This window comes from Raoultella sp., from assembly GCF_039594335.1.
Lineage (GTDB): Bacteria > Pseudomonadota > Gammaproteobacteria > Enterobacterales > Enterobacteriaceae > Klebsiella.
The window spans coordinates 1-21,061 of sequence record NZ_JBCNNS010000077.1 but is presented as its reverse complement, the minus strand read 5'-3'; the positions used below and the strand labels follow the sequence as shown (position 1 = coordinate 21,061).

20 protein-coding genes and 1 other annotated feature are annotated in these 21,061 nt (G+C 53.6%); of the genes, 5 read left to right on the top strand and 15 right to left on the bottom strand.

Features of this window, described 5'->3' with window-relative positions:
- Positions 1-5 precede the first annotated feature (5 nt).
- From nhaR to dnaK, 4 genes are all read right to left on the bottom strand, one after another.
- Positions 6-905, bottom strand: a complete 900-nt coding sequence (nhaR, locus tag ACZAHD_RS14420) for a transcriptional activator NhaR (RefSeq protein WP_462457385.1) — start codon at positions 903-905, stop codon at positions 6-8.
- Between the two features lie 52 nt (positions 906-957).
- On the bottom strand, positions 958-2,130 hold the full coding sequence (gene nhaA, locus ACZAHD_RS14415; RefSeq protein WP_462457384.1) for a Na+/H+ antiporter NhaA: 1,173 nt from the start codon (positions 2,128-2,130) through the stop codon (positions 958-960).
- Positions 2,131-2,353: 223 nt separating this feature from the next.
- On the bottom strand, positions 2,354-3,490 hold the full coding sequence (gene dnaJ / locus ACZAHD_RS14410) for a molecular chaperone DnaJ (RefSeq protein ID WP_462457383.1): 1,137 nt from the start codon (positions 3,488-3,490) through the stop codon (positions 2,354-2,356).
- 87 nt (positions 3,491-3,577) lie between these two features.
- Complete coding sequence (dnaK, locus tag ACZAHD_RS14405; RefSeq protein ID WP_462457382.1) at positions 3,578-5,494, bottom strand: molecular chaperone DnaK; 1,917 nt, start codon at positions 5,492-5,494, stop codon at positions 3,578-3,580.
- Between the two features lie 441 nt (positions 5,495-5,935).
- Between dnaK and satP the strand changes: the two genes are divergently transcribed.
- A complete protein-coding gene (gene satP, locus ACZAHD_RS14400) occupies positions 5,936-6,502 on the top strand; it encodes an acetate uptake transporter (RefSeq protein WP_100682621.1) in 567 nt (188 codons plus the stop codon).
- Between the two features lie 47 nt (positions 6,503-6,549).
- Here the strand turns inward: satP and ACZAHD_RS14395 are convergent, their stop codons facing one another.
- From ACZAHD_RS14395 to tal, 3 genes are all read right to left on the bottom strand, one after another.
- A complete protein-coding gene (locus ACZAHD_RS14395) occupies positions 6,550-7,860 on the bottom strand; it encodes an MFS transporter (protein WP_462457381.1) in 1,311 nt (436 codons plus the stop codon).
- Positions 7,861-7,982: 122 nt separating this feature from the next.
- Positions 7,983-8,570 (bottom strand): molybdopterin adenylyltransferase, encoded by a 588-nt coding sequence (gene mog / locus ACZAHD_RS14390; RefSeq protein WP_462457380.1) that lies wholly within the window; start codon positions 8,568-8,570, stop codon positions 7,983-7,985.
- A 110-nt stretch (positions 8,571-8,680) separates the two neighbouring features.
- Positions 8,681-9,634, bottom strand: a complete 954-nt coding sequence (gene tal / locus ACZAHD_RS14385) for a transaldolase (protein WP_462457379.1) — start codon at positions 9,632-9,634, stop codon at positions 8,681-8,683.
- Positions 9,635-9,838: 204 nt separating this feature from the next.
- Between tal and ACZAHD_RS14380 the strand changes: the two genes are divergently transcribed.
- Positions 9,839-11,269, top strand: coding sequence for an alanine/glycine:cation symporter family protein (locus ACZAHD_RS14380; RefSeq protein WP_462457378.1), 1,431 nt, complete (start codon positions 9,839-9,841; stop codon positions 11,267-11,269).
- 77 nt (positions 11,270-11,346) lie between these two features.
- Complete coding sequence (yaaA, locus tag ACZAHD_RS14375) at positions 11,347-12,123, top strand: peroxide stress protein YaaA (RefSeq protein WP_462457377.1); 777 nt, start codon at positions 11,347-11,349, stop codon at positions 12,121-12,123.
- Between the two features lie 41 nt (positions 12,124-12,164).
- Here the strand turns inward: yaaA and ACZAHD_RS14370 are convergent, their stop codons facing one another.
- The 7 genes from ACZAHD_RS14370 to yjjY all read right to left on the bottom strand — a co-directional run bounded on the left by ACZAHD_RS14370 (position 12,165) and on the right by yjjY (position 18,949).
- Positions 12,165-12,452 carry a DUF2502 domain-containing protein gene (locus tag ACZAHD_RS14370; RefSeq protein ID WP_462457376.1) on the bottom strand — a complete coding sequence of 96 codons (288 nt, stop codon included), beginning with the start codon at positions 12,450-12,452 and terminating at the stop codon, positions 12,165-12,167.
- 225 nt (positions 12,453-12,677) lie between these two features.
- Positions 12,678-13,964, bottom strand: coding sequence for a threonine synthase (gene thrC, locus ACZAHD_RS14365; RefSeq protein WP_462457375.1), 1,287 nt, complete (start codon positions 13,962-13,964; stop codon positions 12,678-12,680).
- A 3-nt stretch (positions 13,965-13,967) separates the two neighbouring features.
- Positions 13,968-14,897: a homoserine kinase gene (gene thrB, locus ACZAHD_RS14360; RefSeq protein ID WP_100682629.1), complete on the bottom strand. Its 930-nt coding sequence runs from the start codon at positions 14,895-14,897 to the stop codon at positions 13,968-13,970.
- Position 14,898: 1 nt separating this feature from the next.
- A complete protein-coding gene (gene thrA, locus ACZAHD_RS14355) occupies positions 14,899-17,361 on the bottom strand; it encodes a bifunctional aspartate kinase/homoserine dehydrogenase I (RefSeq protein ID WP_462457374.1) in 2,463 nt (820 codons plus the stop codon).
- 25 nt (positions 17,362-17,386) lie between these two features.
- Positions 17,387-17,504, bottom strand: a sequence feature (Thr leader region).
- Positions 17,443-17,511 (bottom strand): thr operon leader peptide, encoded by a 69-nt coding sequence (gene thrL, locus ACZAHD_RS14350; RefSeq protein ID WP_071824685.1) that lies wholly within the window; start codon positions 17,509-17,511, stop codon positions 17,443-17,445. Its footprint overlaps the feature before it by 62 nt.
- Positions 17,512-17,723: 212 nt before the next feature.
- Complete coding sequence (locus tag ACZAHD_RS14345; RefSeq protein WP_462457373.1) at positions 17,724-18,410, bottom strand: tRNA/rRNA methyltransferase; 687 nt, start codon at positions 18,408-18,410, stop codon at positions 17,724-17,726.
- A 398-nt stretch (positions 18,411-18,808) separates the two neighbouring features.
- Complete coding sequence (yjjY, locus tag ACZAHD_RS14340; RefSeq protein WP_462457372.1) at positions 18,809-18,949, bottom strand: YjjY family protein; 141 nt, start codon at positions 18,947-18,949, stop codon at positions 18,809-18,811.
- 95 nt (positions 18,950-19,044) lie between these two features.
- Between yjjY and arcA the strand changes: the two genes are divergently transcribed.
- The gene (gene arcA, locus ACZAHD_RS14335; protein WP_002887843.1) at positions 19,045-19,761 is read left to right on the top strand and encodes a two-component system response regulator ArcA; all 717 of its coding nucleotides are present in this window, start codon (positions 19,045-19,047) and stop codon (positions 19,759-19,761) included.
- A gap of 86 nt (positions 19,762-19,847) precedes the next feature.
- Here the strand turns inward: arcA and creA are convergent, their stop codons facing one another.
- Positions 19,848-20,321 carry a protein CreA gene (creA, locus tag ACZAHD_RS14330; RefSeq protein ID WP_462457371.1) on the bottom strand — a complete coding sequence of 158 codons (474 nt, stop codon included), beginning with the start codon at positions 20,319-20,321 and terminating at the stop codon, positions 19,848-19,850.
- 210 nt (positions 20,322-20,531) lie between these two features.
- Here creA and ACZAHD_RS14325 point away from each other — a divergent pair.
- Positions 20,532-21,061 (top strand): helix-turn-helix domain-containing protein (locus ACZAHD_RS14325; RefSeq protein WP_462457370.1); only part of this gene is annotated, 530 nt, incomplete at its 3' end.

The following is a 21,061-nucleotide window of genomic DNA, read 5'->3' as shown; positions in this document are numbered from 1 at the left end:
GTCAGTTACGCCTGCGGCGTCGTAAAGAGTGACGAATAGTCACGATTACAAATTCGTTGCACCGCCGGATGCTGAATCATTCTTTCGGCAAAAATAGCGTGATACTCCTCCATCACACTCTCCATCCGTCCGATCTCAATAATCGTCTCATCCTGATAGAAATCATGCGCATAAAGCGTCGGCGCGACAAAAATCGCATTGTGTGTTGCACCGAATGCCTTCATCAGCGCCGCATCGTCAAACTCACCGAGAATCTCGACCTTCAGCCCCTGCGAATTGAACCAGTTCAGAAGCTTGCGCCCCAGCATCGAGCGACGACCGGGGATCAGCAGACGACGTTCCTCCAGACAGGCGGGGAAGGGTTTTTCCGGCGGCGGATTCATACACCAGAAACTTACGCTGCACTCGCCAATACGCACGGAGAACAGCCCTTCCTGCTGAGTGGAATCGATGGGGCAGTCTGAGATGATCATATCAAGCTTGTGCTGGCTGAGCTGCTCGAGCAGCATTTCGTGGGTCGACTCAAAGCAACGCAGGTGAATCTGTTCATTATCCGCTACCGCCGCATCCAACACCCCACTCACCAGCCTCTTCGATAACGCATCAGCAACGCCAACATCGAACAGCAGGTTAGACTCTTTGCGGTAGTTCACAATATCGAGCATCTCCTGACTCAGCGTGAACATGCGGTCAGCATAGCGGAATACCAGCTCGCCCAGTTCGCTCGGCTCCAGCCCCCGCCCCTTGCGTTTAAACAATTTCCCCTGCAAACGCTCTTCAAGCGCTTTGATTTGCCCGGTAATGGTCTGCGGCGTCAGGAACAACGCCTCAGCGGCGCCGACAACAGAACCTTCTTTATAAACGTGCCAGAAGTAATACAGGTGGTTGTAATTAATATGTGACATGTTTCTCTCCCTGATAATGCCAGGGGAGCCCCTACAGGCTCCCCATCGAATGTTAAGCCGTCGTGGTAACCGCAATGCGCCTGCGCAGTATCATATACCCGCTCACGGCCGACAGGACGGAGCCAATCAGAATACCCAGCTTGGCCCAGTTGATTAAACCAGGATTAACGCTGCTGAAGGCCAGACTGGCGATGAAAATCGACATCGTGAAGCCAATCCCACACAGAATGCCGACCGCCATAATCTGCTTGCAGGACGTCCCTTCCGGCTGTGATGCCCATTTCAGTTTTAACGCCAGCCAGCAGAACAGGCTGATACCCAGCGGCTTGCCGATAAACAACCCGGCAATAATCCCCAGCGGCAGCAGTGACGTCAGTCCTTCAATCGTCACCCCTTGTAGCGGGACGCCGGCGTTAGCGAAAGCGAAAAGCGGCAGAATCAGATAAGCCACCCACGGATGCAAGACATGCTCAAGTTGCTTAGCCGGGGATTTACCGCCCTGCTCCTTCAGCGGGATCATAAAGCCAACGATCACCCCGGCTAACGTCGCATGAACGCCGGATTTCAGGACCGCAGTCCATAGCACCGCGCCGACCAGGATATAGATACCGGTACGCCGGACACCGAGAAAATTGAGCGCGGCCAGCACGGCAATCGCCCCTGCCGCCAGGCCCAGCGATAATATGGAAAGGTCGCTGGTATAAAACAGGGCGATGATGATAATGGCGCCCAGGTCGTCGATAATCGCCAGCGCCATCAGGAAGATTTTCAACGCCGGCGGCACACGGTTGCCCAGCAGCGCCAGTACCCCTAAAGCAAAGGCAATATCGGTCGCCGCCGGAATCGCCCACCCCTCACGGGTAATCGGATCCTGAGCATTAAACGCCAGGTAGATCAGCGCCGGGACAATCATCCCACCTAAGGCAGCTATGACCGGGAAAACGGCCTGACGACGGCTGGCCAGCGCCCCCTGAATCATTTCACGTTTCACTTCCAGGCCAATCAGCAAGAAAAAGACTGCCATCAGCGCATCGTTAATCCACAGCAGCATATTCTTATTGATTTCTAGTGCACCAACACGCAGTTGAACGGGGGTTTCCAGAAAGGAATGGTAAAGACCGCTGGTCACGCCAGTATTAGCCAGCAGCATAGCCAGCGCAGCCGCGACAATGAGGATAATGCCCCCGGAAGCATCGCTACTGAAAAAACGCTGCAGATGTTTCACTTTGACTCTCTCTATAAGGCTAATTCATCGATGAAACTATTCTAGTCGCCATAACTCTTCGAAAAAATAAGATTATTATTGTGTTATAGCTCGATTTTTACGATATAAAGCAGGCAGCAAAACTCAATACTGAGCGGAAGGATTCAGCCCTTATTAACAGATAGCGGGCTGGAAACAAAAAAGCCACTTTAACAATAAAGTGGCTTTTCAGAGTCGCAGAAGATTAGCGCGTCAGGTCGTCGAAAAATTTCTTCACGCCATCAAAGAAACTTTTAGAGCGTGGGCTGTTTTTCTCACCCGTTGGGCCGCCAAAACTTTCCTGGAGATCCTTCAGCAGCTGTTTCTGTTTTTCATTCAGTCCTACCGGCGTTTCAACCACCACGCGGCACAGCAGATCCCCCTGCGCGCCACCGCGTACGGACTTCACTCCTTTGCCGCGCATGCGGAATAGTTTGCCGGTCTGCGTTTCGCCAGGCACTTTCAGATTGACGCGGCCATCCAGCGTCGGGACTTCAATCTCGCCGCCGAGGGCTGCCATGGTAAAGTTGATCGGCACTTCGCAGTACAGGTTATTGCCTTCACGCTCAAAGATAGCGTGCTGTTTAACCTGAACCTGAACGTACAGATCGCCCGCCGGAGCACCGTGCTCGCCCGCCTCGCCTTCGCCTGACAGACGAATACGATCGCCGGTATCAACTCCAGCCGGGATTTTGACCGACAGGGTTTTGGTCTTCTCGACGCGACCGTGACCGTGGCATTTGTTGCATGGGTCTTTAATCAGCGTACCGCGTCCCTGGCAATGTGGACAGGTTTGCTGAACGGCGAAGAAGCCCTGGCGCATCTGCACCTGACCCGCACCGTGACAGGTTGGACAGGTTTGCGGTTTGCTACCGGCTTTCGCGCCGCTGCCGTGGCAGACATCACACTCTTCCAGCGTCGGGATGCGAATCTCTTTCGTCACGCCGCGAACGGCTTCTTCCAGCGTCAGGTCCATGTTGTAGCGCAGGTCAGCGCCGCGTGACGCGCGCTGACGGCCACGACCGCCGCCGAAGATATCCCCGAACACGTCGCCAAAGATATCGCTGAAATCAGCACCGCCGCCAAAACCGCCACCACCACCGCCCATACCACCTTGTTCAAAGGCGGCGTGACCGTACTGATCGTAGGCCGCACGCTTCTGGTCATCAGTCAGGATTTCATACGCTTCTTTAATTTCTTTAAACTTCGCTTCGGCTTCTTTATCACCCTGGTTACGGTCCGGATGGTATTTCATCGCCAGGCGCTTGTAAGCCTTTTTGATTTCACGCTCTTCCGCTGTTTTGGAAACGCCCAAAATCTCGTAATAATCTTGCTTTGCCATTGGTGTTTTTCAGCCCCTTAACATGCGTGCACGGGCGGAGAGGAAACCTCTTCGCCCGTGCCAGTGTTTTACCCGTTCAAAGGGCGATTATTTTTTGTCTTTCACTTCTTCAAACTCAGCGTCAACGACATCGTCGTCTTTCGCGTTGCTTTCGGAAGCTTCAGCACCGCCAGCCTGCTGCTGAGCGTGTTGCTGCTGAGCAATTTCCATCAGCTTCTGGGAAGCCTGCGCCAGCGCCTGCATTTTCGCTTCGATGTCCGCTTTATCTTCACCTTTCAGCGAAGTTTCCAGCGCGGTCAGCGCAGACTCGATAGCAGTTTTGTCGTCAGCCGGCAGTTTGTCGCCGGCTTCTTCAACCTGCTTACGCGTGCTGTGCAGCAGATGATCGCCCTGGTTGCGGGTCTGCACCAGCTCTTCGAACTTACGGTCAGATTCAGCGTTCGCTTCCGCATCACGGACCATTTTGGCGATTTCTTCTTCGTTCAGACCGGAAGACGCTTTAATGGTGATTTTCTGCTCTTTACCGCTGTTTTTATCTTTCGCGGACACGTGCAGGATACCATCAGCATCGATGTCGAAAGTAACTTCGATCTGCGGCATACCGCGCGGTGCCGGGTTAATTCCATCCAGGTTGAACTGACCCAGTGATTTGTTATCGGAGGCACGTTTACGTTCCCCCTGAATCACGTGGATGGTTACTGCAGACTGGTTGTCTTCTGCAGTAGAGAACACCTGGCTGTGCTTGGTCGGGATAGTGGTGTTTTTGTTGATCAGCGTCGTCATCACGCCGCCCATGGTTTCGATACCCAGCGACAGCGGGGTTACGTCCAGCAGCAGAACGTCTTTAACTTCACCAGTCAGTACACCCCCCTGAACCGCAGCACCGATCGCCACAGCTTCATCCGGGTTAACATCTTTACGCGGCTCTTTACCAAAGAACTCAGCCACTTTCTTCTGCACCATTGGCATACGAGTCTGACCACCGACCAGGATAACGTCCTGGATGTCAGACACGGACAGGCCAGCGTCCTGCAGCGCAACTTTCAGCGGCTCGATAGAACGGTTCACCAGATCTTCAACCAGGCTTTCCAGTTTCGCACGAGTCACTTTGATGTTCATGTGTTTCGGACCGGTAGCATCTGCAGTGATGTACGGCAGGTTCACATCGGTCTGCTGAGCGGAAGAAAGCTCAATTTTCGCTTTTTCAGCCGCTTCTTTCAGGCGCTGCATAGCCAGCGGATCGTTACGCAGATCAATGCCCTGATCTTTCTTAAACTCATCAACGAGGTAGTTGATCATACGGCTATCGAAGTCTTCACCACCCAGGTGAGTATCACCATTGGTTGCCAGAACTTCGAAAGTTTTTTCGCCGTCAACTTCGTCGATTTCAATAATAGAGATATCGAAGGTACCACCACCAAGGTCGTAAACCGCGATAGTGCGGTTGCCAACTTCTTTATCCAGACCGTAAGCCAGCGCAGCGGCGGTCGGTTCGTTGATGATACGTTTGACTTCCAGACCTGCGATACGACCGGCATCTTTAGTTGCCTGACGCTGCGCATCGTTGAAGTATGCAGGTACGGTAATAACCGCTTCAGTTACCGGCTCACCCAGGTAATCTTCAGCTGTTTTCTTCATTTTCTTCAGCACTTCAGCAGAAATCTGCGGCGGTGCCATTTTCTGACCTTTCACATCAAGCCATGCGTCGCCGTTGTCAGCGCTGATGATTTTGTATGGCATGATGGATACGTCACGCTGAACTTCTTCGTCCTGGAAGCGGCGACCAATCAGGCGTTTAATCGCAAACAGGGTGTTTTGCGGGTTTGTCACTGCCTGACGTTTAGCCGGCTGACCAACCAGAGTTTCACCATCCTGGGTATAAGCAATGATAGAAGGCGTGGTGCGATCGCCTTCGGCGTTCTCCAGCACACGTGCGGTAGTGCCATCCATAATCGCTACACAAGAGTTGGTAGTACCCAGGTCGATACCAATAATTTTACCCATCTAAACGTCTCCACTAAAAATTCGATCAACATGTGGTTGTAAACCTGTAATAAGGGCGAAACCTATGGTTTCAACTGCCCAGACATCATTTTTTTTCAGGTTCATTCACTGCGGTTGACTACAAGATGGGGTCGTCCACCGCTTCCTCAAGGGGGCAAGCAAAAAAAATTTTTCACTTTCTTGCCGGATAAAAGGAGAAATAAAGAAGGCCGACTGAATAAACAGGTAAAAAAGCGGCTTTTATCGATAACACGCATCCTGTCTGGCGTTCCCGTCCTGGTTTACCGGTAGCGAACGCTCGCCATTTATCGCGCCAGCGTAAATTGGCGAAAAATACCCCGCCAGATCATAGACAGTTTCCCTGCGCCTCATTATGATGCCGCGCCCCGTCACCGAGTCGCGGGGTAATGCTTCCCTTTCTAATCATTATTCTGAGGAATTATGGGCAACACTAAGTTGGCTAATCCGGCACCGCTGGGCCTTATGGGCTTCGGCATGACCACTATTCTGCTTAACCTGGCAAATAGCGGCCTGTTCGCGTTTGATGTAGCTATCCTGGCGATGGGCATTTTTTACGGCGGTATTGCACAGATTTTCGCAGGCCTGCTGGAATTTAAAAAAGGTAATACTTTTGGTTTAACCGCTTTTACGTCCTACGGTGCCTTCTGGCTGACGTTGGTCGCTATTCTTCTCATGCCGAAAATGGGCCTGGCAGAAAAACCTGATGCACACTTCCTGGGGATGTATCTCGGTCTGTGGGGAGTCTTCACGTTGTTTATGTTCTTCGGCACCCTGAAAGCCGCACGAATGTTGCAATTCGTTTTCCTCAGTCTGACCGTCCTGTTTGCGCTGCTGGCAATCGGCCACCTCGCAGATAACGAAGGTCTCGTAAAAATCGCCGGCTGGATTGGTTTAGTCTGCGGCGGCAGCGCCATTTATCTGGCGATGGGTGAAGTCCTGAACGAGCAGTTTGGGCGCACCGTACTGCCGATCGGCGCACCTCATTGATAAAGAATACCCTCGTCCTGACGGGCGAGGGTATTGCTCGCTGAGCGTTAAGGCAGGCGCTGCAATTCCCCGCCTGCGGCAGCCACCTCGCGGTTCATCCCCTGGCGTAGCCAGATCCCTAATCCCAGTCCCATCAGTGAAAGCGCCAGCACGTACCACGCAGGTGCCATCGGCGAAACCCCCATGAGCATGGTCACCGCAATCGGCGTCAGGCCGCCAAAAATGGCGTAAGAGACGTTGTACGAGAAGGAGATTCCGGTAAAGCGAACTTCTGCCGGGAAAGCGCGCACCATTACGTAAGGCACTGCGCCCACAACCCCGACGCACAATCCCACCGTGCCATATAGCAGGAACAGCTGCTCGGAACTGCTGCCGGAAAGGTGATAGAACGCCCAGCTGGAGACTGCCAGTAGCACACTGCCAACGATGAAGGTGAGGCTGGCGCCAAAACGATCTGCCGCCAGCCCGGCCAACAGACAGCCGATGCACAGCATAATGGTGGCAATACTGTTGGCCTGCAGGGTCGTTGCCGGGGCAAAACCGTAGTGCTTTTGTAGCCAGACCGGTGACATCAGGATCACCACCACTATGCCGGCGGATAACAGCCAGGTCAGCAGCATGGAAACCGCCACCGCTTTCTGGTGTTTCAGCACCACCGATTTGACCGGTAGCTCCTGCGCTAAAGCTTTACGCTGCTGCATTTCGAGAAATATCGGTGTCTCCTGCAGCCAACGACGCAAATACATGGCCACCAGGCCAAATACGCCGCCTAACAGGAAGCCAATACGCCAGCCGCCGTCGTGGATCCCCTGCGGCGTCATGCTGGTATTAATCAGCGTCGCAACCACCGAGCCCAGCAAAATACCAACCGTCAGGCCGGCAGTGAGGGTGCCACAAGCGATACCAATGCGCCTTTGCGGCACATGTTCGGCAACAAAAACCCAGGCGCCGGGAACTTCCCCTCCGATAGCCGCCCCCTGCAGAATGCGCATCAGCAGCAGCAGCAGCGGCGCCACAAGGCCTATCGACGCATAGGTCGGCAGCAGGCCAATCGCCAGCGTCGGCAATGCCATCAGCAGAATGCTCAGGGTGAACATCCTCTTGCGTCCGACCAGATCGCCGAAATGGGCCATGATAATGCCGCCCAGTGGGCGCGCCAGGTAGCCCGCGGCAAAGATGCCGAAGGTTTGCACCTGACGCAGCCATTCCGGGATATCCACCGGGAAGAACAGTTCGCCAATGACGGCGGCAAAGAAGACAAAGATAATGAAGTCATAAAACTCCAGCGCGCCGCCAAGGGCGGCCAGCGTCAGCGTTTTATAATCTTGTCGATTCAGAGGTCGGGTATGTTGTGACATAACGAGCGATTCATCCAGAGGTGTATAGGTGTCATTACGAAACGTGTAAAGTAAAAAACACTATATCGTAAATAAAATAGCACACCACCAGCAATTCAGGTTATGTCAGGAAAGCATCAAATTCAGGATAAAGTTTCGCGCCTCGCACTTTTTGGACGAAAAGCCGCTACAACTTGGGCGTCTGTCTCCACATACGGCCCCTCCAGCAACTGTACACAATAAGGTACACTTGCGAAGATGCCGTGCACCAGAACCCTGCCATCAGCATCTTTAACGCCTTCAAGGGTTTCCTGAATGGCTTTCGGCTGGCCCGGAAGATTCAAAATCAGCGCCTGCTTGCGGATAACGCCAACCTGACGAGAAAGGATAGCCGTCGGAACGAAGTGTAGGCTAACCTGGCGCATTTGCTCGCCAAAACCCGGCATAACGCGGTCGGCGATGGCGAGGGTTGCCTCCGGCGTCACGTCGCGTCGGGCAGGACCGGTCCCGCCGGTAGTTAACACCAGATGGCAGGCCATCTCGTCCACCAGCTCACACAGCGTTTGTTCGATAATCACCTGTTCGTCAGGGATCAGGCGGGTCTCGATCTCAAAGGGGGTCGTCAGCGCACGCGCCAGCCACTCTTCCAGTGCCGGGATGCCCTTATCCTGATAAACGCCACTGGAGGCGCGATCGGAGATAGAAACTAAGCCGATTCGTAAGGTATTCATCGTTATTCCGTTCAAACAGTAGAATTAGACGGGATGATACACGCTGGAAGGCAATACAGACAGGGTCCAGGAGAAGTAGCGTGACCGGGAACCCGACCACGCCCAAATGATTACAGCAGGTCGCCGATCATTTTTTCCAGTTTTTCCTGGTCGATCGCAAACTTACGGATACCTTCCGCCAGTTTGTCTACCGCCATCGGATCCTGGTTGTGCTGCCACAGGAACTGAGCTTCGGTGATGCGTTCCGGACGCGCTTTCACTTCACCGCTGAACGCCAGTTTACGTTCGATAGCCCCTTCGCTTTCCGCCAGCTCTTTCAGCAGAGTCGGAGCGATAGTCAGGCGGTCGCAGCCTGCCAGTTCAAGGATTTCGCCAACATTACGGAAGCTTGCGCCCATCACGACAGTTTCGTAGCCGTGCTGCTTGTAGTATTCGTAGATCTCACTCACGGAAACGACGCCCGGATCTTCAGCCGGCGCGTACTCTTTCTTATCGGTGTTCGCTTTGTACCAGTCGAGAATACGGCCAACGAACGGAGAGATCAGGAATACACCCGCTTCAGCACAAGCGCGAGCCTGGGCGAAAGAGAACAACAGAGTCAGGTTACAGTTGATGCCTTCTTTTTCCAACTGCTCGGCGGCGCAAATCCCCTGCCAGGTAGAAGCCAGTTTAATCAGAATGCGATCGTTACCGATGCCTGCATCGTTATACAGTTTGATGATGCGCTTCGCTTTCGCGATAGATGCCTGAGTATCATAGGAGAGGCGCGCATCAACTTCGGTCGAAATGCGGCCAGGAATCAGCTTAAGAATTTCGAGGCCAATGTTCACCGCCAGCTTATCGGAAGCATCGATAATCTGCTGAGCGCGATCGCCGCTCTGGCCGCGAGCCCACTCGACAGCGTCATCAATTAGCTTACGATACTCAGGAATCTGAGCCGCGCCGAGAATCAAAGAAGGGTTAGTCGTGGCATCCTGAGGCTGATACAGCTTCATTGCCGCAATATCTCCGGTATCAGCTACGACAGTGGTGTACTGACGCAGAGAAGTCAATTTATCCGTCATGATAGTGTTTTCTCTTAAACAACAGTTAAGGGGATGTAACCGGTCTTCCAAGATGATAACACGCTGCATGTTCAGCGCAACTGTGGACCATACAAGACAGTAGAGTGTGATAAACTGGATGAATTAATTCGCTGAATGCTAAGGGATTGTCACTGAATTGGTAACGCTTACACTCGCGTTCCGGCATAGACAAGAGGACCGTTAATGCCTGATTTTTTCTCTTTTATCAATGAAATACTCTGGGGCTCTGTAATGATTTATCTGTTACTGGGCGCCGGCATCTGGTTTACCTGGCGAACAAAATTTATTCAGTTTCGTTATGTTCGCCAGTTTGGGAAAAGTCTAAAAAAAAGTCTCCAGCCCCAGCCCGGCGGGTTAACCTCTTTCCAGGCCCTGTGCACCAGTCTCGCAGCGCGCGTGGGTAGCGGCAATCTGGCTGGCGTCGCGCTGGCTATCTCCGCCGGCGGGCCTGGCGCCGTCTTCTGGATGTGGATTTCTGCGCTGCTCGGCATGGCCAGCAGCTTTGCCGAATGTTCTCTTGCCCAACTCTACAAAGAACGCGATGCCCACGGGCAATTCCGCGGAGGACCGGCCTGGTATATGTCCCGGGGTCTGGGAATGCGCTGGATGGGCATCGTATTTTCTATCCTGCTCCTGCTGGCCTACGGGGTGATTTTCAACACCGTCCAGGCCAATTCCATCGCGCATGCGATGACCTATGCCTTTCACCTTCCCGCTATTGTTACCGGCTGCGCGCTGGCGCTGGTGATCCTGCTGGTTATCGTACGGGGTTTGCGCAGCGTGGCGAAGTTAATGCAGTGGATTGTCCCGCTGATGGCTCTGCTTTGGGTGACCACCAGCCTGCTGATTGGCCTCTGGCACATTACGGCGCTGCCAGCCATTTTCGAGGCCATTTTCCGCAGTGCGTTCGGCTGGCAGGAAGCGGCCGCCGGCGCGGTGGGCTATACCATCAGCCAGGCGATCACCAGCGGTTTTCAGCGCGGTATGTTCTCGAACGAAGCGGGGATGGGGTCAACCCCTAATGCCGCGGCGGCAGCGGCTTCCTGGCCCCCGCATCCGGCGGCACAGGGGATCGTGCAAATGATTGGCGTCCTCATTGATACCATAGTCATCTGCACCGCCAGCGCCGTCATTATCATGCTGGCACCGCAAGGCGACGCGGAAGATGCCGTGAATGGCATCCAGAGTATCCAGCATGCCATGACCTCCCTGGTCGGCAGCTGGGGGGCGGGATTCGTGGCGATCATCGTGCTGCTCTTCGCCTTTAGCTCTATCGTCGCAAACTACATCTATGCTGAAAATAACCTGATATTTCTGCGTATTGATCGCCCTCGGCATATCTGGGCGCTGCGGATCCTCACCCTGGTTATGGTCATCGTCGGCACGCTGATCGGTTTGCCGGTTGTCTGGCAACTGGCGGATACCATCATGGCGCTGATGGCCATCACTAACCTGACCGCCATTTTACTGCTGTCGCCTACGGTGCGGATCCTGGCAAGCGATTATCTCAACCAGCGGCGGCTGGGCGTGCGGCCGACGTTTGACGCCACGCGCTACCCGGAAATTAACCAGCAGCTGGCGCCTGGTGCCTGGGATGAACTGCCGCGTGAATAACAGGGCAATCGCAGCCATCGATCCCACCGCGGCCTTTTTTTGTTAAAGTCACGGAAAATCCCCTGCAAGGACCAGATATGCTGATTCTTATTTCACCTGCAAAAACACTCGACTACCAAAGTCCGCTGGCCACAACACGCTACACTGAGCCTGAACTGCTAGAATACTCCCAGGAGCTGATCGGCGTCGCACGTCAGCTCACGGCGACGCAGATCGGCAAACTGATGAGCATCAGCGATAAGCTGGCAGACCTGAACGCCACCCGTTTTAATGACTGGCACCCGGAGTTCACGCCGCAAAATGCGCGCCAGGCCATTCTGGCGTTTAAAGGTGACGTTTATACCGGCCTGCAGGCGGAAACCCTCAGCGAAGAGGACTTCGATTTTGCCCAGCAGCATTTGCGTATGCTTTCCGGCCTCTACGGCGTGCTGCGACCGCTGGATCTGATGCAGCCCTATCGTCTGGAAATGGGAATTAAACTGGAAAATACCAGGGGAAAAGATCTCTACCAGTTCTGGGGCGAAGTGATTACCGATAAACTGAATCAGGCGCTGAAGGCTCAGGGAGACGATATCGTTATTAACCTGGCTTCTGATGAATACTTCCGGTCGGTGAAGACAAAGCAGTTGCAGGGTAAAATCATTAAACCCATCTTCCTCGATGAGAAAAACGGCCAGTTTAAAGTGATCAGTTTCTATGCCAAAAAAGCGCGCGGGTTAATGAGCCGCTATATCATTGAAAACCGTTTAACCCAGCCTGAGCAGCTAACCCGTTTCAACAGCGAAGGCTATTTCTTTGACGCCGAAGCCTCCGGCAAGAAAGATGAGATGGTCTTTAAACGCCACGAACGCTAACCCCCTTCCCGGCCGCCCTCGCGGCGACCGGGATGTCAGAGTTACTGATGGTGCCAGTCGCGATCCGGGCCGCGGCCACGATCGTGGTCATCATGGTGATCAAAGCGATGCTCATCATGCACGCGCCAGTGGTTATCGCGCCAGTCATAATGACGCCCCCACCATTCGTGGTCGCGCCAGCGGCCGCCATCCCAGTAATTACCGTGATTGTCGCGATCGCCAATTTGCAGTTTGAATGCCGGCACCAGCGTGATCTCCGATGCGTGAACCACAGCAGGAGCCACCAGCGACATCGAAAGCACAAGGATCACAGACTTCAGCGTTGACATAGGTTTCCCCTTCATTAACAGTCCCCGCATGGGGGCGATAATCAAAGATTACCCCTGAGTGACACTGTGGGTTATTCTCCGCAATCCTAATCTCTGATGTCCGGCATTTATTGGTAATTCATCCATTTTTCCTGCCTTTTTTCTGCATAATTCCTCCTTCTTCACCAATAAAAAAGCCGGGCGTAGAGGCCCGGCCTGAGAACATCATGCAGCGGTAAAAGACCGTTACGCTTTGCTCATCATCAAGTGGCGTAACGCGGCGAAATCAGCCGGCAGATTATGCGACAGCAGCGGCAGGTCGGCACGATCGGCCAGCTCTTTTGGCAGCGGCAGTGTCTCCTGGAGGATCTCTTCTACGCTCTCCTTAAACTTCGCTGGATGCGCGGTACCGAGGAACAGACCGTATTCACCCGGCTGCAGTTGGTCGCGCAGCGCGCGCCAGGCGATGGCCGCATGCGGCTCTGAGGTGTAACCAATGGCTTTCAGCTCACGCATCGCTTGTCTGGTAGTCTCATCGTCGACGGCCGCATAGCCCAGTTCGTTCAGACGCCAGACTTTGCGACGGAACAACTCTTCCACGCGCGGCCAGTTGTTCGGCTGGCTGACGTCCATCGCGTTAGACAGCGTCGCCTGAGTCGCTTTCGGTGCCCAGTTACCGTCCTGCAGGAAGCGCGGCACGGTGTCATTGGCGTTGGTGGCGGCGATAAAGCGCTTAATCGGCAGGCCTAAAGACTTCGCCAACAGACCGGCGGTCAGATCGCCAAAGTTACCGCTCGGCACGGAAATAACCAGCTGGTTGCGGGCTTCCTGTGGCAGTTGTGCAACCGCCTCGAAGTAGTAGCAAATCTGCGCCAACAGACGGCTGATATTGATAGAGTTCGCGGAATTCAGACCCAGAGCGACCTTCAGCTCTTCATCGTCAAACGCCTGTTTCACCAGCGCCTGGCAAGCATCGAAGTCGCCATCAATCGCCACAGTTTCAATGTTGCCGCCCAGGGTGCAGAACAGTTTTTCCTGTAGCGGGCTGATCTTGCCGCGCGGATACAGAATAACGACTTTGACATTCGGCAGGCCGTAAAACGCATGCGCGACTGCCGCACCGGTATCACCGGAGGTGGCGGTCAGAATCGTCACCGGTTTGTCGCCAGCAATGTGGGTCAGCATCTGCGCCATAAAGCGGCCACCGAAATCCTTAAACGCCAGCGTCGGGCCGTGGAACAGCTCCAGACAGCCGATATCATCCTGCACCTTGCTGACCGGAGCCGGGAAGGTGAAAGCGGCGGCGATACGCTCTTTGAGGATCGCCTGCGGGATCTCGTCGCCAATAAAGGCCGACAGAATTCTGGCGCTGCGGGAGGCCAAATCCATCTCCAGCATGTCGTCAATTTCAGTCAGACTAAATTCCGGCAGATCGTGCGGAAAGAACAGCCCTTGTTGCTTGCCAAGCCCCTGCGTAACGGCCTGCGCAAAGCTGACCTGTTCGTTATGATCTTTTAAATTATAGAGTTTCATTGGTTATCCCACTACTCGTGCGCCCGCCGTATCCAGCCGGCAAATATGAACGAAGCCTTCCTGATTCTGCAGATAATGCGTGCCCAGCCAGTCCGCGACGCGCTGCGCGGTTTCCGGCTTATCGCAAAGCGCAAACAGCGTCGGGCCAGAGCCGGAGATGCCGCACGCCTGCGCACCGATCTCCATCGTCGCCTGACGCGCTTCACTGAAGCCCGGCAGCAGTTTGGTGCGATACGGTTCGGCAATCACATCTTTCATCAATTTCGCTGCCAGCTGCGGCTGGCGGGTGTAGCAGGCATGAATAAAGCCCGCCAGGTGACGACCGTGAGCAATACAGTCCTGGCGGCGATACTGCGCCGGGAGGATGGCACGCGCTTCCGCCGTCGAAACTTTAATTCCCGGATAAGCCAGAACCCATAGCCATTCGTCAAAACCCGGGACCTGCTGGCTGATAATGCCATTCTCTTCAATCATCAGTTGCATGCCGCCCAGGTAACAAGGCGCGACGTTGTCATAGTGGATACTGCCGGAAATACGCCCTTCCATCTCTCCCATCAGCGCCAGCATACGCGTCTCATTCAGCGGTTTACCGCAAAATTCATTCATCGCCACCAGCGCGGCGACGACAGAGCAGGCGCTGGAGCCAAGACCAGAGCCAATCGGCATGTTTTTTTCCAGCACCATCGACACCGGAACTTTTTTGCCGATCTCCTGGCAGAAACGCTCCCAGCACTGGTAAACAATGTTTTCCTGCGGCGCGGAGGGCAGCTTACTGGCAAAGCGGCCAACGTTTTGCAGGCTGAAGCTGTCTGCAGCCTCGACCGAAACGTTGTCCCCTAGTAGCGTGCCATCAACCGGCGTCACCGCCGCGCCCAGCACATCAAACCCGACGCTCATATTGGCACTGGAAGCCGGGGCATATACTTTGACCATCTTAAACTCCTAACTTCCATGACAGGGTACGCAACAGGTCAGCAAACACACCGGCCGCCGTAACGTCGTTACCTGCACCATAGCCGCGCAGCACCAGCGGCAGCGGCTGATAATAATGGCTGTAAAAGGCCAGGGCGTTTTCGCCATTTTTCACTTTGAACAGCGGATCGTTACCGTCAACAGCGGCAATTTTCACGCGACAGGTCCCATCCTCTTCGATGTTACCGACGTAACGCAAGACTTTACCTTCATCACGCGCCTGAGCAACCCGGGAAGCAAACTCGTCATCCAGCGAAGACAAGCGCGCCATAAAGCTCTCCACGTCGCCGCTGGCATCAAATTGTGCAGGCAATACCGGTTCGACGACAATGTTGGACAGCTCAAGCTCACGGCCGGTTTCGCGGGCCAGAATCAGCAGTTTACGCGCAACATCAACGCCTGAAAGATCGTCTCGCGGATCCGGTTCGGTATACCCCATCTCACGCGCCAGCGCTGTTGCTGCGGAGAGATTCATTCCCTCATCCAGCTTACCGAAAATAAACGACAGAGAGCCAGAAAGAATACCGGAGAAGTGCAGCAGCTCATCGCCAGCATTCAGCAGGTTTTGCAGGTTTTCAATCACCGGCAGACCGGCGCCAACGTTCGTGTCGTAGAGGAATTTACGTCGCGAACTGCTGGCGGCATGGCGCAGCTGATGGTAGTAATCCAGCGAGGAGGTATTGGCCTTTTTGTTTGGCGTTACCACGTGGAAACCTTCGCGCAGGAAATCGGCGTACTGATCGGCGACCGCCTGACTGGAGGTACAGTCGACGATAACCGGGTTCAGCAGATGGTACTCTTTGACCAGGCGAATCAGGCGACCCAGGTTCAGCGACTCTTTCGCTTCGGCCAGCTCCGCGCGCCAGTTCTCGAGATTCAGCCCGTGCACGTTAGTCAGCAGGGCCTGTGAATTAGCCACGCCGCAGACGCGCAGGTCGATATGTTTGTTCTTCAGCCAGCCCTGCTGACGCTTGATCTGTTCAATCAGCGCGCCGCCGACGCCGCCGACGCCGATGACAAAGACTTCAATCACCTGGTCGGTATTGAACAGCATCTGGTGGGTCACGCGCACCCCGGTGGTCGCATCATCATTGCTGACCACCACGGAAATAGAACGCTCGGAAGAGCCCTGGGCAATCGCCACGATATTGATATTAGCGCGAGCCAACGCAGCGAAGAACTTCGCCGAGATCCCACGCAGCGTGCGCATACCGTCGCCCACTACGGAGATGATCGCCAGACGATCCATGATCGACAGCGGCTCCAGTTGGCCCTCTTTCAACTCCAGGTAGAACTCTTCTTCCATCACCCGTTTTGCGCGCGCGCAGTCGCTCTGCGGTACGCAGAAGCTGATGCTGTATTCAGAAGAGGACTGGGTGATCAGCACAACTGAAATTCCGGCGCGGGACATAGTGGCAAACACGCGAGCGGCCATGCCGACCATGCCTTTCATCCCCGGACCAGAGACGTTAAACATCGCCATATTATTGAGGTTAGAAATACCTTTGACCGGCAGGCCGTCTTCATCACGGCTGGCGCCGATCAGCGTACCTGGCGCCTGCGGATTACCCGTATTCTTGATCAGGCAGGGAATCTGGAACTGAGCGATAGGAGCAATGGTGCGCGGATGCAAAACTTTAGCCCCGAAATAGGACAGTTCCATCGCTTCCTGATATGACATCGACTTCAGCAGACGCGCATCGGGAACTTGACGCGGGTCGCAGGTATACACCCCATCGACGTCGGTCCAGATTTCACAACAGTCGGCGCGCAGACAGGCGGCCAACACGGCAGCAGAGTAGTCTGAGCCATTGCGCCCCAGCACCACCAGCTCCCCTTTTTCGTTACCGGCGGTAAACCCGGCCATCAACACCATATGGTCGGCCGGAATATGGCTGGCGGTAATGCGGCGGGTCGATTCAGTGATATCAACAGTGGATTCGAGGTAATGGCCAACGGCCAGCAATTTTTCGACGGGGTTAATCACGCTAACTTTGTGGCCGCGAGCTTCCAGCAGGCCCGCCATCACGGCGATAGACAGCTTCTCGCCGCGACAAATCAGCGCGGCGTTGACGCTATCGGGGCACTGACCAAGCAGGCTGATACCGTGCAGCACGTGTTTAATCTGGGCAAACTCTTGCGCGACAAAGGCTTTCAACTGTGCCAGCGGGAACCCTGGTTGTGCGTCGGCGAGGCCCTGCAGCAGCTCAGCAAAAATGCGTTCAGCGTCGGAGATATTGGTGAGCGCGTCCTGGCCGCCGATGGTTTTTTCAATCATCGCGACCAGATGGTTGGTAATTTTCGCCGGGGCAGACAGGACCGTTGCTACCTGCCCCTGCCTGGCATTGCTCTCCAGAATATCGGCAACCCGCAGAAAACGTTCTGCATTTGCCACTGATGTACCGCCGAACTTCAACACGCGCATGGTTGTTACCCCTAGATTTTTTGTCGAAAAAAAAGCCCGCACTGTTCAGGTGCGGGCTTTTTTCTGTGTTTCCTGTACGCGTCAGCCCGCACCGTTACCTGTGGTAATGGTGATGGTGATAATGGTTGTCATCATGCTGATGCGTTTCATGGATGTTGTGTACTCTGTAATTTTTATCTGTCTGTGTCCTGTGCCTATATTGGTTAAAGTATCTGCCGGTTTAAGTCAACGAATTTTTACATTTCTCCCGCTTCGCCGCATCGGGTCAATACGCCACAATGACCTGGCAATTCACCTGAATTTTCAAGACACAGCGCTTGATTCTGGCATATACAACCATACTTAAAACTTATAACAGAACTTTAATCTGACAGGTTTTTTTCAATATCGTGCAGCAATCGGTGCAACATTGCCGTGTCTCGCTGCTCTAAAAGCCCAATTCGCTGCTGGAGCCAGTCGGTCAGTTTAACATCGTCAGACACACCGAGTCGGGTCAATAAATCGAGCGTCCGCAGACGCAATGCCTGCAGCTGATTTTCATCGACGCAGGCAGAAACTGCCGATGCTTGCTGAACCAAAGCGCTCAATTGATAGCAATAGACCATCACCGACTGCCCTAAGTTAAGAGAAGGGTAGTCGGCCACCATCGGCACACCTGTCAGCACATCGGCAAGAGCCAGCTCCTCGTTAGTGAGCCCGGAATCTTCCCGTCCGAATACCAGCGCCGCGTGGTGCATCCACTCGGCTTTCTCCGCCATCAGCGGCAGCAGCTGCTGCGGCGTGGCGTAGTAATGAAAACGCGCCCGGCTGCGGGCCGTTGTCGCGACGGTAAAGTCGACGTCATGTAGCGCCTGTTCCAGCGTTGGGTAAGTGCGTATGTTATCGAGAATATCTCCTGAACCATGCGCAACCCAACGCGCCGCAGGCTGGAGATGGGCCTCGCTGTCAACAATCCGCAGGTCGTGAAAACCCATCGTTTTCATCGCGCGTGCCGCCGCGCCGACGTTTTCTGCCCTGGCCGGGGAGACTAATACAATCGATACATGCATGGTGGCTCTCTTCGACTCTTCTTTCACGCGGCGAAAATGAAAACCATCCCCATTTTACGCGGCGAAAATTTACAAATTTGCAACAAAAGTCACTAAAATTGCGCGTTATTACCCATAAAAAAGCTTAAACTGTTTCCACGCCCCACGGGACGGAGTATGTTAACAAAACGCATTTATCCATATGTTTGCCAATGATATTTATTGCAACCGCGCTGAACGCTCATTGGATTCATCATATTTATCAATTTACCAGCGCAACCGTTTGAGCTGTGTAAGATTTGTGGCTATAAATAGCATTTCAATACAATGATTTCACAAGACTGTTAACGTGCTACAATTGAATTTGATATATGTCAACGAAGCGTAGTTTTATAGGGTGTTGAGCCTCTCTTAGCCTGTTATATTGCTGTTAAAATGGTTAGGATGACAGCCGTTTTTGACACCGTCGGGTCCATAGGGAAAGTACCCACGACCAAGCTAATGATGTTGTTGACGTTGATGGAAAGTGCATCAAGAACGCAATTACGTACTTTAGTCATGTTACGCCGGACATGTTAATTTGCGACATGTACCAGGCAGGTCAGGGACTTTGGTACTTCCTGTTTCGATTTAGTTGGCAATTTAGGTAGCAAACATGCAGACCCCGCACATTCTTATCGTTGAAGACGAGTTGGTAACACGCAACACGTTAAAAAGTATTTTCGAAGCAGAAGGTTATGATGTGTTCGAAGCGACCGATGGCGCGGAAATGCATCAGATCCTGTCTGAAAATGATATCAACCTGGTGATCATGGATATCAACCTGCCAGGTAAAAATGGTCTTCTGTTAGCGCGTGAACTGCGTGAACAGGCTGACGTCGCGCTGATGTTCCTTACCGGCCGCGATAACGAAGTTGATAAGATTCTGGGCCTCGAAATCGGCGCTGATGACTATATCACTAAACCGTTCAACCCTCGTGAACTGACCATTCGCGCACGCAACCTCCTCTCCCGTACCATGAATCTGGGTACCGTGAGCGAAGAGCGTCGCAGCGTAGAAAGCTACAAGTTCAACGGCTGGGAACTGGATATCAATAGCCGTTCGCTGGTCAGCCCAAATGGTGAGCAGTACAAGCTGCCGCGCAGTGAATTCCGTGCGATGCTGCACTTCTGCGAGAACCCGGGCAAGATCCAGTCACGTGCTGAACTGCTGAAGAAAATGACCGGTCGTGAGCTTAAGCCGCACGACCGTACCGTTGACGTGACCATCCGTCGCATTCGTAAGCATTTCGAGTCTACTCCGGATACTCCGGAAATCATCGCCACGATTCACGGCGAAGGTTATCGCTTCTGCGGCGACCTACAGGAATAACATTCGTTTTCCTGCTCCCACAAGGTAAAAACGGCGCTTGACGCGCCGTTTTTTTATGTGTGAATCTGATGCCACGATGCGCCGCGTTATTTGTTCCACGGCATTATTGGCACGGCGCTGAGCGCATTCTTCGGCGAACCGTCAACGACTTTATCCGAATAACTCAGGTAGATCAGCGCATTACGTTTACTATCGTAAAAACGGACCACCTGCAGCTTTTTAAACACCAGCGAGGTACGTTTCTGGAAAACTACGTCGCCCTGCGACTTGCCGTTTTTGATTTTATCGTTCAGTTCGATCGGTCCTACCTGCTGACACGAAATCGCCGCGTCTGACGTATCTTCCGCCAGACCCAGACCGCCCTTAATCCCGCCGGTTTTCGCCCGGCTGATATAGCACGTTACATTCTGAACATCCGGATCGTCGAAGGCCTCAACGACGATCTTATGATCCGGACCAAAGAATTTGAATACAGTATCTACGGAGCCAATTTGTTCCGCCTGCGCAACCTGACATCCTGCCATTAATAGCAGCACCGCAACTAACCTCTTGTATTTCATATTATTACCATTTTCTTAAAATTTTGCTAAGTGATGATTATAGACTCCGTGGAAAAGGTTTATAGATCACAGAGTTACCAAAACAGCTAAAAAGCTTGCTAGCAAATCGCATTTATAAGCAAAAAAAACACTGAATGCTAAAACATCAAAAAATGCTATTATCCGCTACCTTAGTAAGCAGGCACCTAAGTTTAAGGATGAGGACATTTTATGGATCAAGCAGGGATTATTCGCGATCTCCTTAGCTGGCTGGAAGGTCACCTGGATCAACCACTCTCACTGGATAATGTGGCAGCCAAGGCGGGTTATTCCAAGTGGCATTTGCAAAGAATGTTTAAAGACGTGACCGGCCAAGCCATCGGTGCCTATATTCGCGCTCGCCGTTTATCAAAATCAGCGGTCGCCTTGCGCCTGACCGCGCGCCCGATTCTCGACATTGCGCTTCAGTATCGTTTTGACTCCCAGCAGACTTTCACCCGCGCGTTTAAAAAGCAGTTTTCGTTAACGCCAGCACTGTATCGCCGCTCCCCTGACTGGAATTCTTATGGGATGCGTCCCCCACTGCGCCTGGGGGAATTCACGATGCCACAGCATGAGTTCGTCACCCTGAGCAATACCCAGCTGATCGGCATCACCCAGAGCTACACTTGCAAGCTGGAGGAAATCTCCGACTTCCGCAACCAGATGCGAGTTCAGTTCTGGCGTGATTTCCTCGGCAATTCACCGTCGATTCCGCCCAC

Excerpts from the sequence above, each read along its gene's own strand:
- nhaR (WP_462457385.1), bottom strand. The coding sequence starts at position 905 with ATGTCACATATTAATTACAACCACCTGTATTACTTCTGGCACGTTTAT.
- dnaJ (WP_462457383.1), bottom strand. The coding sequence starts at position 3,490 with ATGGCAAAGCAAGATTATTACGAGATTTTGGGCGTTTCCAAAACAGCG.
- dnaK (WP_462457382.1), bottom strand. The coding sequence starts at position 5,494 with ATGGGTAAAATTATTGGTATCGACCTGGGTACTACCAACTCTTGTGTA.
- satP (WP_100682621.1), top strand. The coding sequence starts at position 5,936 with ATGGGCAACACTAAGTTGGCTAATCCGGCACCGCTGGGCCTTATGGGC.
- ACZAHD_RS14395 (WP_462457381.1), bottom strand. The coding sequence starts at position 7,860 with ATGTCACAACATACCCGACCTCTGAATCGACAAGATTATAAAACGCTG.
- mog (WP_462457380.1), bottom strand. The coding sequence starts at position 8,570 with ATGAATACCTTACGAATCGGCTTAGTTTCTATCTCCGATCGCGCCTCC.
- tal (WP_462457379.1), bottom strand. The coding sequence starts at position 9,634 with ATGACGGATAAATTGACTTCTCTGCGTCAGTACACCACTGTCGTAGCT.
- ACZAHD_RS14380 (WP_462457378.1), top strand. The coding sequence starts at position 9,839 with ATGCCTGATTTTTTCTCTTTTATCAATGAAATACTCTGGGGCTCTGTA.
- yaaA (WP_462457377.1), top strand. The coding sequence starts at position 11,347 with ATGCTGATTCTTATTTCACCTGCAAAAACACTCGACTACCAAAGTCCG.
- ACZAHD_RS14370 (WP_462457376.1), bottom strand. The coding sequence starts at position 12,452 with ATGTCAACGCTGAAGTCTGTGATCCTTGTGCTTTCGATGTCGCTGGTG.
- thrC (WP_462457375.1), bottom strand. The coding sequence starts at position 13,964 with ATGAAACTCTATAATTTAAAAGATCATAACGAACAGGTCAGCTTTGCG.
- thrB (WP_100682629.1), bottom strand. The coding sequence starts at position 14,897 with ATGGTCAAAGTATATGCCCCGGCTTCCAGTGCCAATATGAGCGTCGGG.
- thrA (WP_462457374.1), bottom strand. The coding sequence starts at position 17,361 with ATGCGCGTGTTGAAGTTCGGCGGTACATCAGTGGCAAATGCAGAACGT.
- ACZAHD_RS14345 (WP_462457373.1), bottom strand. The coding sequence starts at position 18,410 with ATGCATGTATCGATTGTATTAGTCTCCCCGGCCAGGGCAGAAAACGTC.
- yjjY (WP_462457372.1), bottom strand. The coding sequence starts at position 18,949 with ATGACTAAAGTACGTAATTGCGTTCTTGATGCACTTTCCATCAACGTC.
- arcA (WP_002887843.1), top strand. The coding sequence starts at position 19,045 with ATGCAGACCCCGCACATTCTTATCGTTGAAGACGAGTTGGTAACACGC.
- creA (WP_462457371.1), bottom strand. The coding sequence starts at position 20,321 with ATGAAATACAAGAGGTTAGTTGCGGTGCTGCTATTAATGGCAGGATGT.